Annotated in this window: 5 protein-coding genes; 3 read left to right on the top strand and 2 right to left on the bottom strand. The window is 47.7% G+C overall.

The features are described from left to right. A partial coding sequence (locus A1359_RS03335; protein WP_198159255.1) for an RHS repeat-associated core domain-containing protein occupies positions 1–623 on the top strand: 623 nt, incomplete at its 5' end. Beyond that, entirely contained in the window at positions 611–940 is a 330-nt protein-coding gene (locus A1359_RS03330) for a metallophosphoesterase family protein (protein WP_066977993.1), read from the top strand. The genes A1359_RS03335 and A1359_RS03330, both read left to right, overlap by 13 nt. 52 nt (positions 941–992) lie before the next feature. Here A1359_RS03330 and A1359_RS03325 read toward each other — a convergent pair whose 3' ends face one another. Together A1359_RS03325 and A1359_RS03320 are read right to left on the bottom strand one after the other, a co-directional pair. Beyond that, positions 993–1511 carry a hypothetical protein gene (locus A1359_RS03325; protein WP_066977990.1) on the bottom strand — a complete coding sequence of 173 codons (519 nt, stop codon included), beginning with the start codon at positions 1509–1511 and terminating at the stop codon, positions 993–995. A 61-nt stretch (positions 1512–1572) separates the two neighbouring features. Further along, on the bottom strand, positions 1573–2127 hold the full coding sequence (locus A1359_RS03320; RefSeq protein ID WP_066977987.1) for a recombinase family protein: 555 nt from the start codon (positions 2125–2127) through the stop codon (positions 1573–1575). Between the two features lie 175 nt (positions 2128–2302). Here A1359_RS03320 and A1359_RS03315 point away from each other — a divergent pair, with 175 nt between their 5' ends. Further along, positions 2303–5338 (top strand): Tn3 family transposase, encoded by a 3036-nt coding sequence (locus A1359_RS03315; RefSeq protein WP_066977985.1) that lies wholly within the window; start codon positions 2303–2305, stop codon positions 5336–5338. Positions 5339–5433 lie beyond the last annotated feature (95 nt).

The following is a 5433-nucleotide window of genomic DNA, read 5'->3' as shown; positions in this document are numbered from 1 at the left end:
CGCCGATTACGCCGGATTTTCTGTATGCGGGGATGTTTAACATACAAGGCGTTGGGCTGCATTTAACCAACTACCGGGCTTATGATCCCGATACCGGGCGGTGGGTATCGAGGGATCCGATTGAGGAAAATGGGGGCATAAATCTTTATACCTATGTTCTAAATAACCCGTTACGATATATCGATCCGCTGGGCTTGGAATCTACCGTATATGTATGGCAACCAGTAGGCTGGGGTGGTTCTTCATTTGGTCATGTTTCGGCAGACATCAATGGAACAACTTATTCTTACGGGCCTTCTGGCATGACTATATTGCCTACTTCGGATTATTTATCGAAAAATAGCTTCCGTGATGGAACCGGAGTAACACTTAATATCAACTCTCAACAGGAAAAATCACTTCAGGCTTGCCTATCGAAACCGCAAGGCGATTACAGTGCGCTAACTAACAATTGCGGCACTCCTGTACAAAGCTGCCTTAAAGATCAAGGTATTGATACGGGGAATCAGACTCTCCCTGTGTCGTTAGGCAATAAATTGCTAGACATGGGTATTGTTAATGGAGTGCACAACTCTCCAGCAACCACTCCTGCTAATGGATCAAGTGCACCATGGGCACGTTAAAAATGAATAGAGTATTGTGGACTGGCTTGACTGTAATCGCTGTAATAGTGCTCGGATTTTGGTTATGGTGGCACGATGTTTCAATAGACAGGAGCTATAAACTTGAAGTATTGGAACCCATTAAGCTACTAAAAGAGCCGCCCCAGGATTACCCAAAAACAAATTCAGAAATAAGTCAGATTCTACCGGGCGAAACTGTTGAGGTGCTTCGCATGGGATACGGAAAAGACTTCCGCGCATGGCTTGTGAGAGGAACAAAAAGCCAGGAAGGCTGGTTCATGGAAGATGGCAAGAACGTTCGCGTATCTAAAAAATAGTCTGTTGAGCGGAACCTTTACCGGGTTCCGCCATGACTCACGATCGCTGGCCCTACATCCGCAAGGCCGGCCCTTGCCGTCCTCTGTCCACCACCAAGGTTCTCACGTTGCCCGCCGGGCCGCTGGACTCCTGTGGCCTAAGATCGCTAACGGCTGCATCCTGTCCGAGCCGCTGCCGTTTCTCCAAGTCCAAGGCCTCGATCTCACGCTGTAGCCCTTCTTTTTTTATCAGTAAGAGAGCGCTATCCGCTGCAAGGTTAGCGAAGTCCTGATCTACACTGACGCCATACTGCGCTTGAAGTTGTCGCTGCCGTTTTTGGTGATACAGCATGAACTCGCGCTCGATCTGCGCTTTCGCCTGGCCGAGCTTCTCGATAACGCGATAAGGTGCGCTAAATCCACGACCAATCGGATGCTGCCGACGAAAGGAGGCGCATCGGTCGCGTAATTTGGCCCAATACAACTCCCAAGGCCGTAGGTGGAACGCACCGAGGTTACGCCGTAGGTAACATTTAGAGTGGCGAATCGCCGCTCTAAAGTCTTTGCCTCGGCCGGCCGCCTTGCCCGTCAAAGCAAATTGTCTTTGAATGAGCTAATTCGAAAATGACCATTGAAGGTCCGGCCATAAAAAGTTACTTGCTGCGCCCAAGCAAACGTGAAATCGTTGCCGGATGCACACTAAATAGTCGAGCGGCGTCAGCAGCGGTCTTTTGACCAGAACTGACCAGTCGAACGATTTCTTGTTCCTGATGAGGTTTCAGCTTAGGCCGACGACCTCCTACCCGACCTTCCTTGCGAGCAGCATTTAATCCATTACGAGTACGTTCTCGCAGCATGGCTCGCTCGAACTCGGCAAATGAACCGACAATCTGCATCATCATACGGCCACCGGCGGATGTGGTATCAATGGCTTCGGTTAGGCTTTGAAATCCGGCAGAAGCCAATTCAATCTTTTCCATCAACGTCAGAACATCTTTTAACGAACGGGATAACCGATCTAGTTTCCAGACCACCAGTACATCACCTTTTCGTAGCTGCCCCAGTAAACGATGTAATTCCGGTCTCTCCCATCGTCCGCCACTGGCTTTCTCTTCAAAGATCAGCTCGCATCCAGCTGACTTAAGCGCGGCAATTTGCGCCGCATTGTCTTGATCCTGAGTTGAAACCCGTGCGTAACCGATGAGCATGATTGCATAAACCTATTGCCATTTGTTGTTATAATGCAATAGGTTTGTGCAATGCGCAATCCCTTTGTTTCTGGCAACCCTTGCTTTGTTGCACAAACGGTCGTTTGTGCAATTGGTTTGCCGCGCAATTTTTCATTTCGTGAACAGCGTCCTTATTTTCTATCCATTCTGACTGATGCGAGCAAGTGATAAAAATCTTACCGTGCTTTCCGATGCCGAAAGAGAAGCCTTGTATGGTCTGCCGGATTTCGATGATTTTCAACGTGCCGAATATTTTTCCCTAACGGATGATGAGCGGACTCTTGCCCAAAGACGTAGTGGCATTTCGGAACAAATGTTGTGCATGTTGCAAATCGGCTATTTCAAAGCCAAGCAAGCCTTTTTTAACCTGTCATTTTCGGATGTACCTCAAGAGGATATTGATTTCTTATTACGCAGCTATTTTCCCGGTGCGTCATTTTCACCAAGACCGGTTCGGCAAGCCGAGTATTACGTTCAGTGCAACGAAATCGTCAAACTCTATGAATACCGTCTTTGGTCAAAAGAGTTTACGCCGTTAGTCAAGGAAAAAGCGACCCAACTCACCTCACGTGATGTAACGCCGACCTTCATCGTAACGGAGCTGATCGCCTTTTTGACTCAACAGAAGATCGTCCGGCCCGGTTACACCACGTTACAAGCCATCATTGTCGAGGTACTTTCGGCTGAGCGTAAGCGGCTGGATGGATTAATCGAAGAACTCCTTGATGAATCCGGTATATGTGCATTAAAACAGTTGCTTGTTCGCGAGGACACATTATCGGAGTTGGCGGCCATCAAGCAAGATGCCAAAAGTTTCAGCTACCAAATGATGGTGGTCGAGCGTCAGAAAAGGGCAACGCTGGAACCGTTGTACCAGATAGCGAAGAAACTTCTGCCAAAGCTCGAAATTTCGCAGCAAAATAAAAATTACTACGCCAGTCTCGCTAATTTCTACAGCATCTATGATTTAAGACGGCTGAAGCCTGGGCAAACCTATTTGTATCTGTTGTGCTATGCCTGGCAACGTTACCAGCAACTAAGCGATAACCTGGTCAGCAGTTTTTGTTACCAGCTTAAAAAACTGGAAGAAGAAACCAAGAACGAGTCAAAGCAGCTGTTTAATCAATCCTTATCCAGCAAGCAACAAGAGTCGCCACAAGTGGGCCGTCTGATTTTATTGTACGTTGATGAGGCAATAGACGACGCTACATTATTCGGTACCGTTCGCGATCAGGCCTTCAACATCATGCCGAAGGATTCCCTCATCACGGCGGGACAAAGATTATGCGAGAAATCGCCCAGTCAGATGGCTTTTCGCTGGGAGGCCGTCGATAAAGTTGCTGCGCGGTGCAAGAAAAATTTGCGTCCGCTGGCCATGACCACCGATTTTTCCAGTACCGACACCCAGAACCCGTGGCTGATGGCGTTGAACTGGATGAAGACCGTTTTTTCCCGCCAACAAACCTTAGCGCAACGGCCAGTTAGCGAAATTCCAGCCGACACGATACCAAATCGCCTGCGTCCCCATTTGCTGATATTGGATGAAGAAGGGAACGCCACCGGTATTCGTGCCGACCGGTACGAATTCTGGATTTATCGGCAAATCAGAAAACGCTTCGACATAAACGAACTGTATCTGAATGATAGCGTTGTGAATCGCCGCTTTAGTGACGATCTGGTTTCGATGGAACAGCAAGCCGATGTTCTGAAGAAGCTGGACATCCCCTGGTTGCGTCAACCTTTGGGTGAATCAATTGACGCGCTGTATGCCGAACTTAGTCAGCAGTGGAAACTTTTCGACCGCGAATTGCGGCAAGGTAAACTAACGCATCTGGAGTATGACGCGGCTCGCAAGCATTTAACTTGGCGGAAAAAGCCTAAGGTCAGCAAAGACGAGGCTTTAAAGGTGGGATTCTATGCCAAACTTCAAGCGCATGGTATCGCCGATATTTTCCGGTTTGTTAATGAGCAGTGCCAGTTTCTCTCGGCGCTAACACCGTTACAACCTCGTTATGCCAAAAAAGTGGCCGATGAGGACAGTTTAATGGCGGTCATTATTGCTCAGGCGCTGAACCACGGCAACCTGAGCATGGCCGAGATCAGCGATATACCGTATCACGTCCTGGATGCCACCTATCAGCAATATTTACGACTCTCCACATTGAAAGCCAGTAATGATCGGATCAGTAATTTCATTGCGGAGTTAAGTATCTTTCCCTATTATTCATTCGGGCTGGAACAACTCTATGGCAGTGTCGATGGGCAACATCTTGAAATGGGAACGCCCACCCTCAAAGCGCGACATTCTAAAAAACACTTTAGGCGGGGGAAAGGCGTTGCCGCTTATACCCTGCTCGCCAATCATATCGCGTTGCAAACTGAATTAATCGGTTCGCATGAACACGAAAGCAATTTTTTATTCGATATTTGCTACAACAATACCTCGAATATCATGCCGACAGCCATTACCGGCGACATGCACAGCATTAATAAAGCCAATTTCGCTATTTTGCATTGGTTCGGCATGAAGCAGATGCCCCGATTCGTTAGTCTTCAAAATCAGCTGAAACACCTCTATTGTGCCGGTGATATTGCAAACTACGACAAATTTTTGATTAAGCCCGCCGGACAGATTAACCGTTCTGTGATTGAATCCGATCAAGCCCATATCGATCAAATCATCGCTACACTGGGCCTTAAGGAAATGACCCAGAGTACATTGATTAGAAAACTGTGCGCATTACCCGCACAAAATCGCACACGGAAGGCCATTTTTGAGTTCGACAAATTGGTGCGCAGCATTTACACCTTAAAGTATTTGCGTGATCCTCAGATAGAGCGTGATGTACATCGTTCGCAAAACCGTATTGAAGCCTACCACCAATTACGTTCATATACCTCCCAAGTCAGCGGCAAAAAGCAATTGATCGGCAGAACGGATCTGGAAGCCGCCATTACCAATCAGTGCGGCAGGCTAATCGCCAATGTCGTTATTGCCTATAATTCGATCATATTATCGCTGCTGGTCGATAAGTATAAAGCGGCCGGAAACGAGAAAGCGATTGCTCAACTCCAGAAGATTTCTCCAGTGGCTTGGCAACACATCCACTTCTTGGGCCATTACGATTTTAAAAACAACCGCAATCCAATCGATTTCGAGACGATGCTGGCCGACATAACCTTTAATTAAGTCCTTTCCGCTGCATCATCACCCCATAAGGCATTGTTATAATTGAACTTCCAAAATTACCGGGGTTTGGGCTTACAACCCCGTGCGACAAGCGA

Origin of the sequence: Methylomonas lenta (assembly GCF_001644015.1) — a bacterium.
In the GTDB taxonomy this organism is placed as follows: domain Bacteria; phylum Pseudomonadota; class Gammaproteobacteria; order Methylococcales; family Methylomonadaceae; genus Methylomonas; species Methylomonas lenta.
The sequence above is the reverse complement of the archived record's forward strand: the minus strand, read 5'-3'. Positions and strand labels throughout refer to the sequence as shown.